Origin of the sequence: Janibacter melonis, from assembly GCF_003721155.3 — a bacterium.
In the GTDB taxonomy this organism is placed as follows: Bacteria; Actinomycetota; Actinomycetes; order Actinomycetales; family Dermatophilaceae; genus Marihabitans; species Marihabitans melonis.
This window is the reverse complement of sequence record NZ_CP044548.2, coordinates 1,624,888-1,644,692: the sequence shown is the minus strand read 5'-3', so window position 1 is coordinate 1,644,692 and position 19,805 is coordinate 1,624,888. Positions and strand designations below refer to the sequence as shown.

Sequence of the window (19,805 nt, the reverse complement as noted above, 5' to 3'; positions counted from 1 at the left end):
CCCCTTCGCCGAGGTATGGCAATCCGTCGTCAGAGCGAGCCTCCGGCGACCGATCTCCATACCTCGGCGAACGAGGGGGCGGGTCAGCGGGTGAGGGCGGGGGCTGGGGCGTCCGAGCGGATCTGCGCGAGGAGGGCCTCGTGGACGGTGGTGTCGCCGGTGAGCTCGGGGTGCAGCGAGATCGCGAGGACCGCGCCGCAGCGCACGCCGACGACGCGGTCGACGCCGTCGACGGCCATCGTCGAGACGACCTCGACACCCGGACCGACGTCGAGCACCTCGGGGGCGCGGATCGCGGCGGCCCGGATGCGGTCGGGGCCGCCCGGCACCCGCCAGCTCGCCCACGTCTCGACGGAGTCGACCTGGCGCCCGAAGGCGTTGCGGCGCACGGTGACGTCGAGGACGCCGAGGCTGCGCTGGCCGGGGGCGGGGTTCTCGACCCTCGCGGCGAGCAGGACGAGCCCGGCGCACGTGCCGAGGGTGGGCAACCCGCCGCCCACCGCCTCGAGCAGCGGCTCGCGCAGGCCCGCGACGTCGACGAGACGGTCGAGCACCGAGGACTCACCGCCGGGGATCACGAGGGCGTCGAGCCCGACGAGGTGCGCGGGGGAGCGGACGGGGACCGGTGTCGCGCCGAGACCGGCGAGCATCCGCTCGTGCTCGGCGACCCCGCCCTGCAGGGCGAGGACGCCGACCCGGGCCGCGCTCACCAGCCGCGGTCGGCGAGGCGGTGCGGCGCCGGGATGTCGGCGACGCTGATGCCGACCATCGCCTCGCCGAGCCCGCGCGACGCGGCCGTGATCGCCTCGACGTCGTCGTAGAAGGTCGTCGCGCGCACGATCGCCTCGGCGCGGGCGGCCGGGTTGCCCGAGAGGAAGATCCCGCTGCCGACGAAGACGCCCTCGGCGCCCATCTGGCGCAGCATCGCCGCGTCGGCCGGCGTCGCGACGCCGCCGGCGGTGAACATCACGACGGGCAGTCGGCCGGTCCGGGCCACCTCGGTGACGAGCTGGATCGGCGCGGCGAGCTCCTTGGCCCGGGTGTAGAGCTCCTCGGGCGCGCTCGCGTGGAGCGCCTGCAGCTGGGCGATCTCGGAGCGGATCGTGCGGATGTGCCGCACGGCCTCGGAGACGTCGCCGGTGCCGGCCTCCCCCTTCGAGCGGATCATCGCGGCGCCCTCGGCGATGCGACGCAGCGCCTCGCCGAGATTCGTCGCGCCGCAGACGAAGGGGACCTCGAAGGCGTGCTTGTCGATGTGGTGCGTGTAGTCGGCCGGGGAGAGGACCTCGGACTCGTCGACGTAGTCGACCCCGAGGTGCTGCAGGACCTGCGCCTCGACGCTGTGGCCGATGCGCGCCTTGGCCATGACAGGGATCGAGACCGAGTCGACGATGTCGGAGATGAGGTCGGGGTCGGACATGCGCGCGACGCCGCCCTGCGCGCGGATGTCGGCGGGGACGCGCTCGAGGGCCATGACGGCCACGGCGCCGGCGTCCTCGGCGATGCGCGCCTGCTCGGCGGTGACGACGTCCATGATGACGCCGCCTCTGAGCATCTCGGCCAGACCGCGCTTGACGAGGTCGGTGCCGGCGCGGGGCCCGTCGGCGCTCGGGGTGATCGGGTCGGTCGGGTCGGTCGGGCGAAGGGGGGTCTGCGTGCTCATGCGGACAGCGTGCGACGCGGAGTGGTCCAGTGAGAAGATCCAGAACGGCGGATCTGCGATGGACCACTTCGAGTAGCGTGGGCGGGGTGAGACATCCCCACGACGTCGACCTGCCGCTTGTCGTCGACCGCGGCGCCGGCATCTCGCTCGTCGTGCAGGTCGCCGACGGGATCCGGCGTGCCATCGAGTCGGGTGCGCTGCGGGGCGGGGACGTCCTGCCCTCGACCCGCACGCTCGCCGAGCGGGTCGGGGTCTCGCGGGGCACGGTCGTCGCCGCCTTCGACCAGCTGCACGGCGAGGGCTGGCTCGTCGCGGACCAGGGAGCGACCCGGGTCGACCCCGGGCTCGCCGACCACCCGGTGCCCGGCCGGGCGACCCGGCCGACCTCGACATCATCGGCCGGACCTGGACGTCGGGTCGACGCGTCCGTGGCCGACCTGCGCCCGGGGCAGCCGGACGTCAGCGGCATCGTCGACCCGACGTGGCGGGCGGCGTGGCGCGAGGCCGCCGCCGGGGCGGGCACCCAGCACCCGTCGCAGGGCTCGGCCGCGCTGCGCGCCGCGCTCGCGGAGCACGTCCGGGTCGCCCGGGGGACGGCCGTCGACCCCGATGCGGTCGTCGTCACCGCCGGGGTCCGCGAGGGCCTGCAGCTCGTCCTCACGACCCTCTCCCGGCGGGCGGGACGCCCCCTTCGCGTCGTCGTCGAGGACCCCGGGTACCCGGCGCTGCGGCGGGTCGTCGCCGCCCTCGGGCACGAGGTCCGACCCGTGCCCGTCGACGGCGACGGGCTGTCCGTCGAGCTCCTCGACGACGAGCCGGGGGCCGACGTCGTCCTCGTGACACCCGGCCACCAGTACCCCCTCGGCGGCGCGATGCCCGTCGCCCGCCGGCTCGCGCTCGTGGGCTGGGCGCGGGCGCACGGGGCCGTCGTCGTCGAGGACGACTACGACGGCGAGCTGCGCTTCACGGGCGAACCCGTGCCGGCGCTGGCCGCTCTCGACCGGCGAGGGGGCGAGGACGACGGGGTGGTCGTCACCCTCGGGTCGTTCGCGAAGGTCCTCGCCCCCGGCATCGGGGTCGGTCACGCCCTCGTGCCCGACGGGCTGCGCCCAGACGTCCTCGCGCTGCGCGGCGACCTCGGCTCGCCGGTGCCCGCCACGGTCCAGGACGCGCTCGCTCAGTACCTCGACGCCGGGGCCCTGCGGCGGCGCACCGGGAGGATGCGCCGCCGCTACCGGGCGCGACGCGATCTCGCCGTCGCTGCCCTGTCGGACCTGCCCGAGGCGCGGCTGCGTCCTATGGACGGCGGTCTGCACGGGGTCGTCGAGCTGCTCGGCGCCGACGCCGAGCGCGAGCACGCCGTCGTCGACGCCGCGGCCCGGGCCGGGGTGCTCGTCGCCGGCATGGGTGACTACTGGGCGGACCCGGGAGGTCTCGTCGTCAGCGCCGACCTGCCCCGGCACGGGCTCGTCATCGGGCTCGGCTCGCCCCATCTGGAGCGCGGGCTGCGCCGGCTGCGCCCGCTGCTCGCCGGTGCCGGGTCATCCGCCCGATAGCGGCTCGCTGGACGAGCGGGATCCCTACGCTGGCGGCATGAGCGAGCTGCAGCCCCTGGACGAGGACGGGATCGAGACGGTCCTGTGCGTCGTCGCCCACCCCGACGACATCGAGTACGGCACGAGCGCCGCGGTCGCCCGCTGGACCGACGACGGCAAGGACGTCTCGTACTACCTGCTCACCCGCGGCGAGGCGGGGATCGAGGGCATGGACCCGGTCGACGCGGCTCCGGCGCGCGCCGACGAGGAGCGTGTGAGCGCCGCGGTCGTCGGCGTCGACCGGGTCGAGTTCGCCGATCTCGCCGACGGCACGATCGAGTACGGGATCCCCCTTCGCCGGCTCGTCGCCGAGCAGATCCGTCGGACCCGGCCCGATCTCGTCGTCAGCCTCAACCGGCACGAGGTCTTCGGCCCCGGTCAGCTCAACCAGGCCGACCACCGCGCCGTGGGCCAGGCCGTCATCGACGCCTGCGCCGACGCGGGCAACAGGTGGATCCACCCCGAGCTGGCCGCCGACGGTCTCGAGCCCTGGCACGTGCGGATGATCGCCTTCGCCGCCTCGCCCGAGGCGACGCACTACGTCGACGTCACCGGGTACGCGGAGCGGGCCGTCGAGTCGCTCGAGGAGCACCGGCTCTACAACGCGGCGCTGCCGGAGAGCTTCCCCAGCCCGCGCGAGATCGTCGAGGGCTCGCTCGGCGGGGGAGCGGAGCGTCTCGGCGACCCAGACATCACGCACGCGCTGCTGCTCGAGGTCTTCACCCGCTAGCCGATCGGCTCGCCGGCCAGCGCCCGCGCGTCGAGACGCTCGACCTCGCTGGCCTCCCACACCTCGTGGGCGGCGTGCAGGGCCAGCGCGATGATCGCGCAGCCGAGGACGAGGTCCGGCACGCCGGAGCCGGTCGCGACCGTGAGCGCTGCCATCGCGATGATCGCGAGGTTGACGAGGACGTCGTTGCGCGCGGACAGGAAGGCCGCCCGGCTCAGCGAGCCCCCGTGGCTGCGCCCCGAGAGCAGGAGCCACGCGGACACCCCGTTGACGACCACGGCGCCGAGCGAGGCGAGGACGACCGGGCCCGCGTCCGGCGCGACGGGGTCGCCGACGCGCTGCACGGCCTGCCACCCCGCGACCAGCGCGGGGACGAGGATGACCGCCGCCATCGCCTTGCCCGCTGCCGCTCGGCGGGCCAGCGGCCAGCCCAGCGCCAGCGCGACGAGCAGGTTGATCGACGCGTCCTCGAGGAAGTCGACGCTGTCGGCGAGCAGCGCCACCGACCCCGCCGCGAGGGCGACCGCGGCCTCGACGACGAAGTACGCGAGGTTGAGCCCGGCGACGACGAGGACGACCCGGCGCAGCCGGGCCCTGTCGGCCGTGCCGGTCAGCGCCCCTGCACCTCGGCGATCCACGCCTCGACCTCGGCGGAGGTGTGCGGCCACTCGCCGGTGAGGTTGCGCGAGCCGTCCTGCGTGACGACGACGTCGTCCTCGATGCGCACCCCGATGCCGCGGAAGCGCTCCGGGACGAGGAGGTCGTCGGCCTTGAAGTACAGGCCGGGCTCGACGGTGAGGACCATGCCGGGAGCGAGCTCGGCGTCCATGTACTCGGCGCGGGTGGCGAGCGCGCAGTCGTGGACGTCGAGACCGAGGTGGTGGCTCGTGCCGTGCACCATCCAGCGGCGGTGGTACTGGCCGTGCTCGGTGTCGAGGGTGTCCTCGACGGAGACGCCCTCGGGGAGCAGGCCCCAGCCGTGGAGGCGCTCGGCGATGACCCGGATGGCGGCGGCGTGGACGTCGGAGAACTTCGCGCCCGGGCGGATCGCGTCGATGCCGGCCTGCTGCGCGTCGCACACGGCGTCGTAGACCTCGCGCTGCGCGTCGGTGAAGGTGCCGTTGATCGGCAGGGTGCGGGTGACGTCGGCGGTGAAGAGGCTGTCGACCTCGACCCCGGCGTCGAGCAGGAGGAGCTCGTCGGGGGCGATGTCGCCGGTGTTCTTGATCCAGTGCAGCGTGTTGGCGTGGTCGCCCGCGGCGCAGATCGAGTCGTAGCCGACGCCATTGCCCTGGTGGCGGGCGTGGAGGCCGAAGACGCCCTCGACCCAGCGCTCGCCGCGGCCGCGCTCGGCGACGGTCGGCAGCTCGGCGATGACGGCGTCGAAGCCGACGCGGGTCGCGTCGACGGCGTCCTGCATCTGCCCGAGCTCCCAGTCGTCCTTGACCATGCGCATCGTCGAGACGCGGTGGGCGAGCTCGTCGTCGGCAGCGGTGAGGGCCTCGGGCTGCGCGCCGTTCTGGGTGCGCAGCTCGTCGACGCGCGCGGTGAGGCTGGCCTCGGCGTCGCGCACGACGCGCACGGTGACGGCGCCCGCGTCCTTGCCGACCGCGTCGGCGAAGCCGTCGACGTGCGCACCGGTGAGGCCCAGCTCGGCCTCGACGTCCTCGATGCTCGGGCGGGCACCGACCCAGAACTCGCCGTAGCGAGAGTCGCCGAAGAACTCCTCGGTGTCGCGGCCGGCCAGCGGGCGGAAGTACAGGACGGACTCGTGCCCGCCCTGCTCCGTCGGCTCCATGACGAGCACCGCGTCGGGCTCGCGGTCCGCACCGAGACCGGTGAGGTAGGCGAAGGCGGTGTGCGGGCGGAAGACGTAGTCGCTGTCGTTGGAGCGGACCTTGAGGCCACCGGCGGGGATGACGAGGCGGTCGCCGGGGAAGGCGGCCGACAGCTCGTCGCGGCGCACGGCGGCGCGGCGGGCCGCCTCGGTCAGCTCCGGCAGCTGCGTCGAGCGCGGGGCCCAGCCCTGCGCGACGAAGGTGCGGAACTCGTCGGTGGTCGGGCGGGCGCGGTTCTCGGGCTTGGTCTGCTCTTCGCTCACCGGCCCATCGTGGCACGACCCGCCGTCAGGGCACCCGGCGACGGCGAAGGGGGACCCGACTGCACGCGGCCGGGTCCCCCTTCGCCTCGTGTCACTGGTACATGTCGACGACGGCGACGCTGCTCACGGTGCCGCCACCGAGGACCGTCGTGTTACGGCCGGTCGACAGGTCGTGGCGCGCGAGGCGGACCGTGCCGGGGCCGCCGCAGCTGGCGCCGCTGGCGAGGTGGTACAGGCCGTCGCCGACGACCGTCTGGACCTCGGTGTGGTCGCTCGGGACGCCGAGCGCGATCTCCGGCTCGCCCGCGGTGAGGCGGTGGGCGGTGGCCGGGCCGCAGCCGTTGATGCTCAGCGCGACCGTCCCCTTCGGGTGGGCCCAGGCGTCCATCCATCCGATGCCCATGCCGCCCGCCGTCGTCGTGACCCGCGAGGAGGTGCCGACGAAGGGGACGCGCAGCACCTGCTCGGTGCCCCGGAGCGACCCGCTCGTCACCGAGCACGTCGCGACGAGCCCGCTCGTGCCCCACCAGCGGGTCGGGGCGCACGCCGAGTAGCCCGTGCGGCCGGAGAGCGTGCTGATGGTGGCGCCGGTCCTCGCGTCGACGCTGCGCAGACGGCCGGAGCGGTTGAGCACGACCTTCGAGCCGTCGGGGGTGCTGATGACGCTCGGCGCGTCCAGGGTGCCGCGGCGGGGGGTGTGCAGCGTGCGCACGAGGGTGCCCCCGGGGCTGCGGACCTCGACGACGCGGTCGGTCTCCTCCCAGCCGCGGACGACGACGACCTTCGACCCGGCGGCGTCGAGGTACCGGACCTGCTCCAGCTTCGAGACGGCGAAGGTGGAGCGCGTCCCCGCCGTCGTGTCGTGGGCGACGACCCGGGGGTCACCGCCGCGACGGTCCACGGTGAGCACGCGGCGCCCGTCGGCGGAGACGTCGACGACGCGCTCGCCCCGACCGACCCGGCCGAGGACGGTCTTCGAGGTGCCACCCGGGCTCGACAGGACGAGGTCCTGGCCGCGCCACGACGGTGACCCGGTCGGCAGGTGGGCGCTGACGCTCCAGCCGGGCGAGGCGGTGGGCGCCGCGCCGACGGCGGCCTGGGCCGAGGTGGCGACGGGTGCGACGAGGGCGGCGGCGGCGACGACGAGCGCGGCGCGGCGGGCGGTGGTGCGGGTCATGGTGGGTCCTCCCCTGAGGTGAGCCAGCCCCTGCGGTGGCTCTGCCTCTCTGACTCCGGTCACGACGAGTCGGTTGTCGGGCGTGATGTCACGGTCGGGTCTCGTGCCGGGCGGGCCGGGCACACCGTCCCGGACCGGGACGTCCGCCCCGGACCGGGATGCCCGCCCCGGACCGGGATGCCCGCCCCGGACCGGGACATGTCCCGGGGCGTGCCCGACGTCCCGGTCCGCGCAGGGTTGCCCGGCGCGGGCCTGTGGATGACGCCGCGGTCGTCGTCGCGTCCCTCGCCACGATGGCGGGATGAACACACGGCTCCAGGCGCTGATGATCGGGCAGGCAGGGGTGTGCACCTCCACGCAGGCGCGCCAGTGCGAGACGAGCGAGGCCGATCTCGCCGGGCTGGTGCGACGGGGAGAGCTCGTCCGCGTGCGGCGCGACGCCTACGTCGCCGGCGAGATCTGGTCGGCAGCGACCCCCGAGGTGCGTCTGGCGCTGCGGGCACGAGCCGTGATGCTCGGTCGACCGAGGTCGAGCGCCTCGCACCAGGCCGCCCTGGCGCTGCACGGTCTGCCCCTCTGGGGGGTCGACCTGAGCAGGGTCGACCTCGTCGTGGAGGTCGACCGCCTCCGTCACCGCGACGGGGTGCGGCTCCACCCGTCGCGGACCGGTGAGAACCCGGTCCGGGCCGGCGGCGTGCGCTGCGTGCCGGTCGCCGTGGCGGTCGCGCAGGTGGGTCTCGAGGCCGGGGTGGCCGCGGCACTCGTGCCGCTGGACCACGCCCTGCGCACGTCCGTGTGCACGAGGGAAGAGGTCGCCGAGGCGTTCGAGCGCCGGGCCTCGGGCCCCCTTCGCCGTGAGAGGGCGCGCTCGGTGCTGGCCCTGGCCGACCCCGCCAGCGAGTCACCCGGCGAGACGCGGACCCGTCTCCTGCTCACCGACATGGGGGTGCCCTTCGAGAGCCAGGTCGACGTGCGCGGTCCCGACGGCCGGCTCGTGGGTCGGGTCGACTTCCTCGTGTCGGGCAAGGTCGTCGTCGAGTTCGACGGCCTGGTGAAGTACGAGGGCGCCCAGGGGCGAGAGGCACTCGTCCTCGAGAAGCGGCGCGAGGACTCCCTTCGCTCGCTCGGTCTCGAGGTCGTCCGCCTCGTCTGGTCGGACCTGGACCACCCGTTGCGGGTCGCCCAGCTCATCTCCGCCGCGCTCGTCCGCTCCGACTGACCGGGCACACCGCCCCGGACCGGGAAACCCGGAGCCGACCGAGACGCGTCCCGGCCCGTCGCAGGTCTCCCGGTGCGCGGCGGCCGAGGCGGTCTCGTGGGCTCTGGGTGGTCTCGAGGCTCGCTGGCGCTCGCACCTCGACCAGCGAGGCGGTCCGGTCAGCGGCGGGGGACGAGGACGGTGTAGTCGAGGTCGAGGACGACCTGAGGGAGGTAGCGGCCGTCCTCGCCGCGGTAGGGGAAGTCGGCGCACGGGAGGTCCTTCGTCGCGACCGTGCGCAGCCGCAGGGCGCCGACGTCGGTGCGCCCGGGTAGCTCGAGGACGTCGAGCACCTCCGACCAGGCGTAGATCGTGTCTCCCGCGAAGGTCGGGTTCGCGTGCGTCCCCCCGTTGATCGCCGCGACCATCTGCGCGTTGGCGAGCCCGTTGAAGCTCAGCGCCCGCGCGTGGCTGATGACGTGACCGCCGTAGACGAGCCGGCGCCCGATCGTCGTCGCCGCCTGCGCGTGCTGGTTGAAGTGGACCTTCGCGGTGTTCTGGTAGAGCCGTGTGGCGAGCATGTGCTCGCTCTCCTCGACGGTCATCGCGTCGACGTGGTCGATGCGCTCGCCGACCTCGTAGTCGTCCCACAGGTGGGGCGACCCGGCGAGGACGGTGTCGTAGGCCCCCGTCGCGATCTCGAAGGGGACGTGCAGGTCCTCCGGGGCGACCGCACCCGGCAGCTCCGGCACGACCGTCTCCGGCGCCGGGGCGTCGACGTCACGCTTGTGCACCATCACCCAGCGCACGTAGTCGAGGACGGTCTCGCCGTGCTGGTTCGTGCCCACCGAGCGCACGTGGACGACACCGGTGCGTCCGTTGCTGTTCTGCTTGAGGCCGATGACCGTGCTGCGCGTACTCACCGTGTCGCCCGGGTAGAGCGGCACCCCGAAGCGCCCGCCCGCGTACCCGAGGTTGGCGACCGCGTTGAGCGAGATGTCGGGCACGGTCTTGCCGAAGACGAGGTGGAAGGCGAGCAGGCTGTCGACCGGCATCCGCTCCAGGCCCATCGAGGCGGCGACGGTCGACGCGCTCGTCGCGGCGAAGCGCGACCCGTACAGCGCCGTGTACATCGCGATGTCGCCCTCGGTCACCGTGCGCGGCGTCGCGTGGACGATCTCCTGCCCGACCGCGAAGTCCTCGAAGTAGTTGCCGGCGACCGTCTTGGTGGACATGCATGACCTCTCGGGCGGGGGTGGGTGCGGCGGTCATCCTCGCACCGGGTCGGCGGGCGGCTGACCCCTTCGTGAGCCGTCTTACAGCGCGAAGGGGGACCCGCCCGCCCCGCCGGGCGGTCGGCCCGGACTGCTAGAAGTGCCCTATGACGAGTGCGACGACGCCCCTCATCCGACTCGAGCGCCACGCCGACGGCGTGGTCGAGGTGGTCCTGGACCGGCCGGAGGCGATGAACGCCGTCTCGACGGCGATGGCCACCGCGCTGCGCGAGGCCGGGGAGGAGCTGCGCGACGACACCTCGGTGCGCGCGGTCGTCCTGTCCTCGAGCCACCCGAAAGCCTTCTGCGTCGGTGCGGACCTCAAGGAGCGCAACGGCCTGAGCGACGACGAGCTGCGGGCGCAGCGGCCCGGCAACCGGGTGGCGTACCGGGCACTGCTCGACCTGCCGGTGCCCACGGTCGCGGCCGTCGGCGGCTTCGCGATGGGCGGGGGCTGCGAGCTGGCGCTCACCTGTGACCTCATCGTGGCGGGGGAGGGGGCGGTCTTCGCGCTGCCGGAGGTCTCCGTGGGGGTGATCCCCGGTGCCGGTGGCACCCAGCTGCTCGCCCGCCGGGTGGGCTGGTCGCGGGCCGCCGACGTCGTCTTCACCGCCCGCCGGCTCGACGCGCAGGAGGCCTACCGGATCGGGCTCGCCGACCGGGTCGTGCAGGACGCGCGCGACGGGGCCCTCGAGCTCGCCGCGGGCATCGCCCGGCACTCGCCGATCGGGGTCCGCAACGCCAAGGCCGCGATGCGCGTCGGGCTCGACCTGCCGCTCGACGAGGGCCTCGACGTCGAGGACGCGCGCTGGCACGACACCGCCTTCAGCGCCGACCGGGCCGAAGGGGTGCGCGCCTTCGCCGAGAAGCGCGCGCCCCGGTGGCCCGGGCTGGGGTGAGGGTCAGCGACGCTGCTCGCCGCCTCCTGCGTGGACGACGCCGTCGGCGTCGGTCCACCTGAGGGAGGCGGTGGCGCGTCGGTCGAGGTCGGGCGACGGGAGCTCGGCGAACCATGCCCGGCGGCCGCCCGACAGGGTGACGAGGACGGCGTCGGCCCCGCCGCCCGACCCGCCAGGAGCGCTCCACCGTGCCGTCGCAGACACCGCGTCGGCGCCCTCGGGGAAGACGCCGGCGGCGCGGATCGCCGTGTCGTCGCCCCAGGACAGCGCGACGAGGTCGTCGATCCCCGTCAGCGGCGCGCTGACGCCCCCGACCCCTCCCTCGACCCCGATGACCCCGAGGGCCTCGTCGACGTAGAGCACGGCGTCGTGACCGGGGACCGGCGCCGACTGCGCCGGGCCGGGCCGGCCGTCGGGGAGGGCCGAGAGCACGCGACGGGACGAGCTGTCGTAGGAGAGAGTGCCGACGACGTCGGCGGCCCGGACCGTGCGGTCGAAGCGGACGGCGAAGACCCGCAGGCCGCTGCCGCCCAGCTCGGCCCGGCCGGTCGTCGAGCCGCCCTCGAGGTCGTCGTCGGCCCGTCGCTGGACGCTCACGCCGTCCACCGAGGTGCTCACGACGACGACGTAGTCCCGTGGGCCCAGACGCCGCGTCACGCCGGCGGTGCCGACGACCTCGTCGGCCCGCAGGTCGACCTGCGTGCGGTGGCCGCCGCCGGTCACGGAGACCCGGTCCGAGCCGTCGGCTCCTGCACCGGGGTCGAGCCGGAGGTCGTAGGTGACGCCGGGGACCCGGGACCCCTCGAGATACATGTCTGCCACCTCCAGCGTCGTGCGGACGGGTGCCGTCGACGCGCTCGTCGACGTCGGGGCAGCGGGGTCGGTGCTCGCGCGGTCGCGGCTCCCGGGCAGGCCGAGCCACGCCCCGCCCACGACGAGCGCGAGGGCGGTGACGCCGGAGACGGCGGCGACGCGGCGGCGGGTCCGGGTACGACGGGCCCCGGCGACGACGGCTCCGGTGTCGACGCCCATGTCGGGCACGGGCGCCGCGTGGAAGAGCGCCTCGAGGTCCCCCTCCCCGAAGTCACCCCCACCGGGTCCTCGGGTGTCGGTGTCACTGCGCACGGCTGGTCCCCTCCTCCTGCGTCATCTGCTCGCGCAACCGGGCCAGGCCGCGCGAGCAGCTGCTCTTCACGGTGCCCACCGAGCAGCCGAGCGTCTGCGCCGTCTCGGCCTCGCTGAGACCGACGTAGTGACGTAGGACGACCGCCTGGCGCTCGCGCGGTGCAAGCGTTGCGAGCATGCGGTGCAGGGCCCGGGTGTCCTCGGGCTCCGCGTCGGTGACCGGCTGCTCCGCCGGCACCTCGGTGAGCGACTCGCGGCGGCGGCGCCGCCACGTGTCGGTGTGCTCGTTGACCAGGCAGCGCCGGGCGTAGGCGACGGGGTCGCCGCCCCGCAGCCGCGACCAGCGCAGGTAGACCTTCTCCAGCGCCGACTGCACGAGGTCCTGCGCCTGGTGGGCGTCGCCGCACACCCAGTACGCGGTGCGCAGCAACCGGGGCGACGCCTCGCGGACGAAGTCCGCGAACTCCGCCTCCACGGCGCCTGCGGCTCGGATGCCCATGCGCTCACCCCTTCGTCCTCGGCCCGGTCGGGCCTGCTCACCTCTACGACGTGGCGACCGGCCAGAAGGTTGAGATGCCGTGGCATCCTGCCGTGTCGGCCCGCAGAATGGCCCGACCACCCGCCCGAGGAGACCCATCCGTGACCGCACCGGCCACCCCTTCGCCCGCCCCGACGACCGATGTCGTCCTCGCCCTGGCCTGCGCCGACCGGCCCGGTCTCGTCGCCGCCGTCTCCGGGTTCGTCTTCGAGCGCGGTGGCAACATCACCGAGAGCCAGCAGTACGGCGACACCCTCACCGGTGACTTCTTCATGCGCGTCGACTTCGCGGACGAAGGGGGAGTGGGCCTGGAGCAGCTGCGCGAGGACTTCGCGCAGGTCGCCGAGCGCCACGCGATGACGTGGCAGATGCACGACGCCCGTCGGCCGCTGCGCACCCTCGTCATGGTGAGCCGCTTCGGCCACTGCCTCAACGACCTGCTCTTCCGCCAGAGCACCGGGTCGCTGCAGATCGAGATCCCCGCCATCGTCTCCAACCACCGCGACCTCGAGGGGCTGGCCGCGAGCTACGGCATCCCCTTCCACCACGTGCCGGTGACCGCGCAGACCAAGCCCGAGGCCGAGGCGCGGCTGCTCGAGATCGTCGACGAGCACGACGTCGAGCTCGTCGTCCTCGCCCGCTACATGCAGGTGCTCTCGGACGGGCTGGCGCGGCGGATGGCCGGACAGGTCATCAACATCCACCACTCCTTCCTGCCGTCCTTCAAGGGCGCCAAGCCCTACCACCAGGCGCACCGGCGCGGGGTCAAGCTCATCGGCGCGACGGCGCACTACGTCACCCCCGAGCTCGACGAGGGGCCGATCATCGAGCAGGACGTCGCACGGGTCGACCATCGCCTCGCGCCGGACGCGCTCGTCACCGCCGGGCGCGACGTCGAGGCGCGGGTCCTCGCCCGTGCCGTCGGCTGGCACGCCGAGTCGCGGGTCCTGCTCCACGGCGAGCGGACGGTCGTCTTCAGCTGACCGCGCTGTCGGGGCCAGCCCGTAGGCTGGCGCCGTGATCGACCTGCACACCCACAGCCTGGTCAGCGACGGCACGGACTCCCCGACGTCGCTCGTCGCCCAGGCCGCCGAGGGCGGGCTCGACGTCATCGCCCTCACCGACCACGACACGACGGCCGGGTGGGACGAGGCGGCCGACGCGGCCGCGCAGCACGGCGTGGGACTCGTCCGCGGCGCCGAGCTGTCGACGAAGCACGGCGGTCGCAGCGTGCACCTGCTCGCCTACCTCTTCGACCGCGACCACCCCGAGCTGCGGGCCGCGATGGAGCGGGTCGTCGACGACCGGCTGCCACGGCTGCGCGAGATGGTCGAGCTCATGGCCGCCGACGGCATCGACATCAGCTGGCCCGAGGTCGACGCCCTCCTCGTGCCGGGCACGACGCCCGGCCGCCCGCACATCGCCGACGTCCTCGTGGCGAAGGGGGTCGTGCCCGACCGCAGCGCGGCCTTCGGGCGCTGGCTCTACAACGGCAGCCCGTACTACGTGCGCCACTTCTCCCTCGAGACCGCCGACGCGGTGCGGCTCGTGCGCGAGGCGGGCGGGGTGCCCGTGCTCGCCCACCCCTTCTCGATCACCCGGGGCAGCGTCATCGGGGCCGACGACGTCCGCGAGCTCGCCGCCGGCGGGCTGAGCGGCATCGAGGTCATGCACCGCGACCACGACGACGCCGGGCGGGCCCTGGCCGCCGACCTCGCCGCCGAGCTCGACCTCGTCCCGACGGGCAGCAGCGACTTCCACGGCGACGGCAAGCCCAACCGGCTCGCCGAGCACACGACCTCTGCCGAGTCGCTCGCACGTGTCGAGGCTCTCGCCAGCAGCCCCGTCGCGGTCCTGCGGGCCTGACCCCGATCGGCACCCCGGCCTGAGACGATGGCCGCGGTCCCCCGACCGAGCCCGCACCCGGAGGAAGCCCGTGCCACGCAAGAAGAAGGCCGCGATCATCGCTGTCGCCAACCAGAAGGGCGGCGTCGCGAAGACCACCACCGTCGCCTCCCTCGCCGCAGCCTTCGCCGAGCACGGCAAGCGGGTGCTGCTGATCGACCTCGACCCCCAGGCGAGCCTGACCTTCAGCCTCGGCATCGACCCCGACGTCGTCGAGCTCTCGACCCACGAGGTCGTCCTCGGCCAGGCCGAGATCGGTGACGCGCTCGTCGAGGCCGGCGAGGGCATCGACCTGCTGCCCGCCTCGATTGACCTCGCCGGGGCCGAGGCGCAGCTGCTCACCAAGCCCGGCCGTGAGTTCGTCCTCTCCTCCGTCATCGACGAGGTGCGCGCCGACTACGACGTCGTCCTGCTCGACTGCAGCCCGAGCCTGGGCGTGCTCACCCTCGCCGCGCTCACCGCGAGCACCGGGCTCATCATCCCGATGCAGGCCGAGATGCTCAGCCACCGCGGGGTGGGCCAGCTGCTCGACACCGTGCGCGACGTGCGCCGCCTGCTCAACAAGAAGCTCGAGGTCATCGGCATCCTGCCGACGATGTACGACGGCCGGTCCAACCACGCCCGCGAGGTGCTTGCCGACCTCGGGGAGCGCTACGGCCTGCCCGTGCTCAGCCCGCCGATCCCGCGCACCGTGCGCTTCGCCGAGGCCCCCGCCATCGGTCGCTCGGTCCTCGACACGGCCCGCACGAGCAAGGGCGCCCAGGCCTACCGCGACGTCGCCGCGTCGCTCCTGCCCCGCCTCTAGACCCCTTCCGAGAAGCCGGCACACGCCCGGGTTGCAACCAGCGCTGGCGCCAAGATCTCGGGTCTGCCTCCCGAGAAGCCGGCACGCGCTCGGGTTGCAACCAGCGCGGGTGCCAAGATCTCGGGCGGGATGGCGTCAGCCGGCGCTGGCGTCCCAGGCGTCGATGATGCGCTGGGACTGGTCGGAGATCCGCTTGCCGTCGGCGTCCCCGTCGAGCGGGCCGATGTCGACGGCCGGGCCGGTCGCGCTGCTGCGCCAGCGCAGCTCGGAGCGGTCGCGGCCGAAGGACCGGTAGCCCAGGACGACATCGCCCTCCCACCCGGCGTCGCGCATCGCGCGGAAGGTGGTCTGCGGGTTGCCCAGGCGCCCGCGGATCGCGAGGTCGACGCCGTCGTGCTCCGACGCGCTGCCGGCCGTGACGTGCAGGCCCGGGGCGTGCGCGGCGAGGGCGAGCGGCGCGAGCCTGGAGCGCTGCGACGCCGTGCCCCCGATGCTCACGGTGCCGTTGGTGCCGGTGCCCGAGGACAGCACGACGTCGCCGTCACCGAGGTCGGCGGTGGCCGCGCTCGCGAGGTCGTCCGGCGAGCCCAGCGCGATGGTGAGCCGGTCGCGGTCGCGGTCCCGGTTGCGCAGGCTGGTCGGCTCCACGTCGCCGAGCCCGTCGAGCGCGGTGTGCATGGGCTGGGTGTCCACGCAGCCGAAGATCCGGGAGGCGCCGCTCGTGGTCGTCAGCGTGACGTCGGGGCAGACCGCCCGCGCGACGTCGTCGTGGGTGTCGAGCACCCGCTGCGGCGTGACACCGCCGGAGGTGCCGCCCCCGCCGATCTCGATGGTGAGCGCGTCGTCGCGCAGCCGGAGCACGGGGCTGAGGTCGCTGCTCTCCAGGGCGCCCCGCGCCTGCTCGACCTCGTCGAGCACGCCGCCGATGCCCGGGGTGCCGAGCTCGACCTCGAGGTCGAGGTCGCCGTCGGTGCCGCTGGTCGTCGTCGTGAGGCGCACCGGGTGGTCGCCGCCGCCCTGCAGCGCCCGGTCGCCGGTGGCCAACGAGCGCATCGTCGCCATCGGGTCGTCGGTCATGACGCTCATCCGGGGCCGCGTCGACCACAGCAGCTCGAAGCCGGTGACCGGGTCCCCTTCGCCCGACAGCCGCTCGACGTAGCCGGCCGCGCGGGGCAGGTCGTCCGACTCGCGGGGCACCTGGGCGCTGTCCTCGCCGCTGATGACGCTCACCTGGGCCTCGCTGCCGAAGATCCCCTTGCTGTCGTCGTCGCGGAAGTCCTGGTAGGCCTGCGCGACCCGCTCGTAGGCGGCGCGGTCGAGATCGCCCGACAGGGTCACCTCCGCCTCGACGGCGCGGCTGAGGCCCGTGCTCGGTGTCGACGTCTCCACCGAGGCGACCCCCTGGACCCCCTGGAGGTCGCTCTTGAGCTGGGCCGCCCGCTCGGGCGCGCTGTCGCCGCACCCCGAGAGCCCGAGCGCCCCCGTCGAGAGCGCCACGACCGCTGCTGCCCGTCCCCACCTGCTCACCCCGCACACCCTGGCACAGCCCGCGCCGTGTCACGATGACGTGATGCGGGGAGCCCTCCCCGCGAGCGAGACCAGGAGGCACATGTGAGCAGCTCGGCCACCACCGACCAGCGCGACGGCAGCACCCCCTTCGAGACGGCGGCGCTGTCCACCCCGTCCGCCGGGGCCCCCTTCGAGGCGGTGCGTCTGCAGCGTCGCGCGCTGCGTGACGACGACGTCCTCATCGACATCGCGTGGGCCGGCATCTGCCACTCGGACATCCACACCGTGCGTGACGAGTGGGGTCCCGCGCACTACCCGATGACCCCCGGCCACGAGATCGCCGGCACCGTCGCGGCCGTCGGTGCCGCCGTCACCCGGTACACGGTCGGCGACCGCGTGGGTGTCGGGTGCCTCGTCGACGCCTGCCACGAGTGCGAGCAGTGCAAGAACGGCGACGAGCAGTTCTGCGAGCGCGGGTCCGTCGGCACGTACAACGCGAAGGACTACCACGGCGAGATCACGCAGGGCGGCTACGCCCAGCAGGTCGTCGTCAGCGAGAGCATGGTCGTGCGGGTCCCCGACGCGATCGATCTCGACGTCGCCGCCCCGCTGCTGTGCGCCGGGATCACCACGTACGTCCCGCTCAAGCGCTGGGGGGCCGGGCCGGGTCGTCGGGTCGCCGTCGTCGGCGTCGGCGGACTGGGGCACATGGCGGTGAAGATCGCCGCGGCGATGGGTGCCGAGGTGACGACGATCAGCCGCTCGGACGCCAAGGCGCAGGACGCGAAGGACCTCGGGGCGAGCACGCACATCGCGACGAAGGACGAGGGTGCGCTCCGCGCGGCCAAGGGCTCCTTCGACCTCATCATCAACACCGTCAGCGCCGACCTCGACATGAAGGACTACGTGCGCCTGCTGCGTCCCCAGGGCGCGCTCGTCAACGTCGGGCTGCCCCCGGGCGACCTCGTCGTCGCGCCCGGCTCGCTCATCGTCGGCAACAAGGCGATCGCCGGGTCGAACATCGGCGGGATCCCCGACACCCAGGAGATGCTCGACTTCTGCGCCGAGCACGGCATCGCCGCCACGGTCGAGCACGTCGACGCCACGGACACGACGGCGGTCGACGCCGCCTACGAGCGCGTCGTCGCCGGCGACGTGCGCTACCGCGCGGTCATCGACACCTCCACCATCACCCCGGCCTGAGCGTGGCCAGCCTGCAGCGCGCTCGCACCCTCGCCGCGGGAGGGGTCCGAGCCGTCGTCAGCGGCGACCCCGCCGCGCGTCGGCGGGTGCTCCAGCCGCTGCGGGCACGGCTGCGCCCGACGCGTCTCGGCGACGTCGACCCGCTGCTCGCCGCGTACGCCCGGGCGGGTGAGCAGATCGGGGTCGACGACGTCGTCGCGACGGGTCTGCGGACGAAGGGGGCGTTGCTGCGCGACGTCGCCGGGCTCCTCGCCGAGCGCACCGGGTCGCCGAGCTGGCGCGCCGGGCACGCCGAGCTCCTCCTCGTCGGCGACGACGGGCAGGACGTCCGGGCAGGCGTCGACGTCGTCTCGCGGCTCGTCGCCGACGGCGCGGCCGACCAGCTCACCGGGCGCCAGGCGCTGCTCTACGCCCACGCGCTCCTGCGCGGGATGCGTGGCGCGGCCGAGCCGGGGCCGCTCGTCGTCGCCGGGCCGGGCGAGCAGCAGCTGCGCCGAGAGCTCGCCCTGCTCACGACCCTCTCCGCCGACGAGCGGGCCGACATCGAGACCGACCTCGCGCACCCCGACCTCGGGGGCGACGAGGCGACGTGGTGGTCCGGCGTCACCCGCCGGTGGCGCGAGGCGGGGATGCTCGTGCCGCGGCTGCTCGACGACGACGAGCTCGCCGACGTCGTCGGCGCAGAGGCGGTCGCCGCCTTCGAGGAGCTGCCGGTGCTGGACCGGGTCGGTCCCGACCCGGCCGAGCTCGCCGTGCTCCGCGAGGGTCTGCCCGCGCGGGTCCGCGAGGCCGGTGGCGACCCCGCCGTGCTGCCGCTCGTCAGCGTCGTCGTCACCGCCTACCGCCCCGGTCCGTGGCTGACGACGGCGATGCGCGCCCTGCTCGACCAGACCTGGCCGCAGGTCGAGGTCGTCGTCGTCGACGACGCCTCGGGCCCCGAGCACGCCGAGACGATCGCCCGTGCGGCGGCGCTGCACCCGCGGGCCCGGGTCGTCACCCGGGAGAGCAACGGCGGCGCCTACCGCGCACGCAACGACGGAGTCGCGGCGGCGACGGGGGAGTACGTCGCCTTCCTCGACGCCGACGACTGGATCCACCCCGAGCGGGTCGAGCGCGCGCTGCTGCCGCTCCTCGCCGACCCCGACCTGCCGATGACCCGCTCGCTCGCCCTGCGCGGCGACGACCGGCTCCACCTCGCCTGGCCCGGCTACCCCGCCGTGCGGCACAACGCCGCCGGCCCGATGCTGCGCCGCTCGACCCTGGCCCTCGTCGGCCCCTTCGACGAGGTCCGCAAGAGCGCGGACAGCGAGTACGACGCGCGGGTCGTCGCGGTCACCGGGGTCGAGCCCCCGACGGTCGAGCCGGCGCTGCAGCTCACGCGGCTGCGGCCCGGGTCTCTGTCGCGCGCCGACTTCGGCGTCGGGTGGGGCGTCGGCGGCCGCCTGGCCTACCGCTCCGCCTACAAGGCGTGGCACCGCACCCTGCCGAAGGGGGAGCCCGTCACCCTGGGTGAGCGGGCCCCCTTCGCCGCCCCGCGCGCGTGGACGAGCGACGCGCCGCACCCTCGCGTCGACGTCCTCGTCGTCGACGACGCGGCCGACACGATGGTCGACCCGGCATCGCTCGCCGCGGACCTCGAGGCGCTCGCCGCCAGCGGTCTGCGCGTCGCGCTCCTGCACCGGGAGAACCCCGCGCGGATGCGCCTGTACCGCAAGGGCCTGCAGGCCGCGGTGCGGCGTCTCGTCGACGCCGGGACGGTCACCCAGGTGCACCCCGAGGAGGCCGTCGAGGCCGTCGTCGTGTGGGTGCGCACGCCCGAGGTCGCCGTCGCGGGACGCCCGGCACCGCTCGTCAGCGCCGGGGCGGTGCTCGTCGGCGAGCCCGACGGCGCGCACACGCACCGGGTGACCCTGGCGTGGACCCGGGCCGCCGTCGAGGACGAGCTCGCGACGTGGGGGGTGCCCGCCCCGCGGTGGGTGCCGGCCGCCGCCGCCCGCGACGAGGTCGCGGTCCAGGTGCGCCCGCGCACCTGACATCCTGTGACCACCGCCTGCCCGGGACCGGGCGGCACTCACGCGTGCGA

General features: G+C 74.6%; 18 protein-coding genes. 9 read left to right on the top strand and 9 right to left on the bottom strand.

The features are described from left to right. Positions 1-83: 83 nt before the first annotated feature. Positions 84-710 (bottom strand): pyridoxal 5'-phosphate synthase glutaminase subunit PdxT, encoded by a 627-nt coding sequence (gene pdxT / locus EEW87_RS16985; protein ID WP_240341676.1) that lies wholly within the window; start codon positions 708-710, stop codon positions 84-86. Then, positions 707-1,663, bottom strand: coding sequence for a pyridoxal 5'-phosphate synthase lyase subunit PdxS (pdxS, locus tag EEW87_RS16980; protein WP_225985138.1), 957 nt, complete (start codon positions 1,661-1,663; stop codon positions 707-709). The genes pdxT and pdxS overlap by 4 nt, the downstream gene beginning before the upstream one ends. Before the next feature lie 86 nt (positions 1,664-1,749). On the opposite strand from pdxS, the gene pdxR reads away from it, so the two are divergent. Then, on the top strand, positions 1,750-3,219 hold the full coding sequence (gene pdxR, locus EEW87_RS07665; RefSeq protein ID WP_163562397.1) for a MocR-like pyridoxine biosynthesis transcription factor PdxR: 1,470 nt from the start codon (positions 1,750-1,752) through the stop codon (positions 3,217-3,219). A gap of 37 nt (positions 3,220-3,256) precedes the next feature. Continuing rightward, positions 3,257-3,988, top strand: coding sequence for a PIG-L deacetylase family protein (locus EEW87_RS07660; RefSeq protein WP_123092153.1), 732 nt, complete (start codon positions 3,257-3,259; stop codon positions 3,986-3,988). Here the strand turns inward: EEW87_RS07660 and EEW87_RS07655 are convergent. The 3 genes from EEW87_RS07655 to EEW87_RS07645 all read right to left on the bottom strand — a co-directional run bounded on the left by EEW87_RS07655 (position 3,985) and on the right by EEW87_RS07645 (position 7,266). Next, a complete protein-coding gene (locus EEW87_RS07655) occupies positions 3,985-4,626 on the bottom strand; it encodes a cation efflux transmembrane domain-containing protein (protein ID WP_240341675.1) in 642 nt (213 codons plus the stop codon). The genes EEW87_RS07660 and EEW87_RS07655 overlap by 4 nt on opposite strands. Then, positions 4,599-6,089 carry an aminopeptidase P family protein gene (locus tag EEW87_RS07650; RefSeq protein WP_123092152.1) on the bottom strand — a complete coding sequence of 497 codons (1,491 nt, stop codon included), beginning with the start codon at positions 6,087-6,089 and terminating at the stop codon, positions 4,599-4,601. Before EEW87_RS07650 ends, EEW87_RS07655 begins: the two co-directional genes overlap by 28 nt. Before the next feature lie 91 nt (positions 6,090-6,180). Next, positions 6,181-7,266, bottom strand: a complete 1,086-nt coding sequence (locus EEW87_RS07645) for a hypothetical protein (protein ID WP_123092151.1) — start codon at positions 7,264-7,266, stop codon at positions 6,181-6,183. Between the two features lie 301 nt (positions 7,267-7,567). Between EEW87_RS07645 and EEW87_RS07640 the strand changes: the two genes are divergently transcribed. Beyond that, positions 7,568-8,485 carry a GxxExxY protein gene (locus EEW87_RS07640; protein ID WP_123092150.1) on the top strand — a complete coding sequence of 306 codons (918 nt, stop codon included), beginning with the start codon at positions 7,568-7,570 and terminating at the stop codon, positions 8,483-8,485. Positions 8,486-8,643: 158 nt separating this feature from the next. Here EEW87_RS07640 and EEW87_RS07635 read toward each other — a convergent pair whose 3' ends face one another. Next, complete coding sequence (locus EEW87_RS07635; protein WP_123092149.1) at positions 8,644-9,699, bottom strand: MaoC family dehydratase; 1,056 nt, start codon at positions 9,697-9,699, stop codon at positions 8,644-8,646. 146 nt (positions 9,700-9,845) lie between these two features. Between EEW87_RS07635 and EEW87_RS07630 the strand changes: the two genes are divergently transcribed. Continuing rightward, positions 9,846-10,637, top strand: a complete 792-nt coding sequence (locus tag EEW87_RS07630) for an enoyl-CoA hydratase/isomerase family protein (protein WP_123092148.1) — start codon at positions 9,846-9,848, stop codon at positions 10,635-10,637. A gap of 3 nt (positions 10,638-10,640) precedes the next feature. Here EEW87_RS07630 and EEW87_RS07625 read toward each other — a convergent pair whose 3' ends face one another. After that, on the bottom strand, positions 10,641-11,762 hold the full coding sequence (locus tag EEW87_RS07625) for a hypothetical protein (RefSeq protein ID WP_123092147.1): 1,122 nt from the start codon (positions 11,760-11,762) through the stop codon (positions 10,641-10,643). After that, entirely contained in the window at positions 11,752-12,261 is a 510-nt protein-coding gene (locus EEW87_RS07620; RefSeq protein ID WP_123092146.1) for a SigE family RNA polymerase sigma factor, read from the bottom strand. Before EEW87_RS07620 ends, EEW87_RS07625 begins: the two co-directional genes overlap by 11 nt. A gap of 107 nt (positions 12,262-12,368) precedes the next feature. On the opposite strand from EEW87_RS07620, the gene purU reads away from it, so the two are divergent. The 3 genes from purU to EEW87_RS07605 all read left to right on the top strand — a co-directional run bounded on the left by purU (position 12,369) and on the right by EEW87_RS07605 (position 15,010). After that, complete coding sequence (gene purU / locus EEW87_RS07615) at positions 12,369-13,283, top strand: formyltetrahydrofolate deformylase (protein ID WP_123092145.1); 915 nt, start codon at positions 12,369-12,371, stop codon at positions 13,281-13,283. A 34-nt stretch (positions 13,284-13,317) separates the two neighbouring features. Continuing rightward, the gene (locus EEW87_RS07610; protein ID WP_068277442.1) at positions 13,318-14,166 is read left to right on the top strand and encodes a PHP domain-containing protein; all 849 of its coding nucleotides are present in this window, start codon (positions 13,318-13,320) and stop codon (positions 14,164-14,166) included. Between the two features lie 70 nt (positions 14,167-14,236). Further along, positions 14,237-15,010, top strand: coding sequence for a ParA family protein (locus EEW87_RS07605; RefSeq protein WP_068277444.1), 774 nt, complete (start codon positions 14,237-14,239; stop codon positions 15,008-15,010). 135 nt (positions 15,011-15,145) lie between these two features. Here the strand turns inward: EEW87_RS07605 and EEW87_RS07600 are convergent, their stop codons facing one another. Continuing rightward, positions 15,146-16,537, bottom strand: coding sequence for a hypothetical protein (locus tag EEW87_RS07600; protein ID WP_148041584.1), 1,392 nt, complete (start codon positions 16,535-16,537; stop codon positions 15,146-15,148). Between the two features lie 84 nt (positions 16,538-16,621). Here EEW87_RS07600 and EEW87_RS07595 point away from each other — a divergent pair, with 84 nt between their 5' ends. Then, entirely contained in the window at positions 16,622-17,722 is a 1,101-nt protein-coding gene (locus EEW87_RS07595; RefSeq protein ID WP_404811900.1) for an NAD(P)-dependent alcohol dehydrogenase, read from the top strand. Between the two features lie 2 nt (positions 17,723-17,724). Beyond that, on the top strand, positions 17,725-19,755 hold the full coding sequence (locus EEW87_RS07590; RefSeq protein WP_123092143.1) for a glycosyltransferase family A protein: 2,031 nt from the start codon (positions 17,725-17,727) through the stop codon (positions 19,753-19,755). Positions 19,756-19,805: the final 50 nt, after the last annotated feature.